Source organism: Streptomyces colwelliae, from assembly GCF_048158785.1.
GTDB lineage: Bacteria > Actinomycetota > Actinomycetes > Streptomycetales > Streptomycetaceae > Streptomyces.
In genome coordinates this window covers 1-384 of sequence record NZ_JBLTJC010001072.1, presented here as the reverse complement: position 1 = coordinate 384, position 384 = coordinate 1, and the positions used below count along the sequence as shown (strand labels likewise).

The window sequence follows — 384 nt, the reverse complement described above, 5'->3', positions numbered from 1 at the left end:
TTCCTGGACTCCGGGGCAGCCGGGCCGGCCGGGTCATCCGGAACATACGCAGCCTGCGGAGGGCGCGGGACACGCAGGGCATCCGGAGACCGCCGGGGGCGGCACGGGGCCCTACGTGCCGAGCTCGCCCTACCGTGCGCCGAACCCCGCGACCAACCCGTATCTCCAACTGCCCGATGAGCTACGGCAACCGGAGGACGGCACTCGCCCCTACGCCGACCCGCAGTCGCCCGGCACCCCTCCGCCGCCCGCCGACATGTACGGCGCCCCGACCATGGCCCAGTCCTACGAGCCGCCGTCCCGGCCGCCCCGGCGTCGGCCCGGGTCACGTTCGCGGGACTGGCCGGAGGACGACTCGGACGGCGGGCAGCAACCTCCGCCTCC

At 75.5% G+C, this 384-nt stretch carries 1 pseudogene; it reads left to right on the top strand.

The window, feature by feature from the left end:
* Positions 1 to 115 precede the first annotated feature (115 nt).
* Positions 116 to 384 (top strand): annotated as a pseudogene (locus ACNFOC_RS55865) (streptophobe family protein); the annotation flags it as partial.